The organism is Caballeronia glathei (genome assembly GCF_000698595.1).
Taxonomy (GTDB): Bacteria; Pseudomonadota; Gammaproteobacteria; order Burkholderiales; family Burkholderiaceae; genus Caballeronia; species Caballeronia glathei.
The window spans coordinates 1-778 of the sequence record NZ_JFHC01000265.1; the positions used below are offsets into that span (position 1 = coordinate 1).

The 778-nt window shown below is 63.9% G+C and carries 1 protein-coding gene; it reads right to left on the reverse strand.

Annotation, left to right across the window (positions count from 1 at the left end; all coding sequences use genetic code 11):
• Positions 1 to 778 (reverse strand): molybdopterin dinucleotide binding domain-containing protein (locus tag BG61_RS38695; protein ID WP_035943753.1); only part of this gene is annotated, 778 nt, incomplete at both ends.

Here is a 778-nt window from a genome sequence, read left to right on the forward strand (position 1 = left end):
GCGGCAGCAACGGATTGCACTCGGGATAGTAGCCGGCGACGCATCCCTCCGGAATTTCGAAAGGGACGACGGTCAGTCCCGCAACGGTGCGATCGACTCCGTCGTTGGCAATTGTCTGCAGCGTCACCCGGTCGCCTTCGCTCAACCCGTGCGAGCGCATGTCCGACTCGTTCATCAGCACCACCATCCGGCCTCCCTTGATGCCGCGGAACCGATCATCGAGGCTGTAGATCGTCGTATTGAACTGGCTGTCCGAGCGCAACGTCGTCAGGCGCAGCGCCCCGGACTCGCGCTCCGGCATATCGGGGTCCTCACCCAGCGCCTCGGGCACCGCGAATTCCGCCTTGCCGCTTTTGGTCTGCCATTTGCGCTCGCGCGCGGGCAGCGGTCGCGGGAATCCACCGGGTTCCCACATGCGCGCATTGAAATCATGAAAAATGTCAGGATAGGTCTTCGCGATTTCGTCGCGCACACGGGAATAGTCGTCGCGCCAGCCGGCCCAGTCGACGCCCGCGCGATCGCCGAGCGTGGCTTGGGCGATGCCCGCGACAATAAACGGCTCCGAGCGGATGCGCGAACCGGCGGGCTCCGCCACGCCGCGTGAGCCATGCATGCAGCCAGTGCTGTCTTCCATCGAAACCGCTTGTTCATTGCCCGCTTGACGGTCGATCTCGATGCGGCTCAGGCACGGCAGGATGTACGAATTCTCGCCGTGGACGAGGTGGCTGCGATTCAACTTCGTCGCCACGTTGACGGTCAGACGAAGGCTGCGCCATGC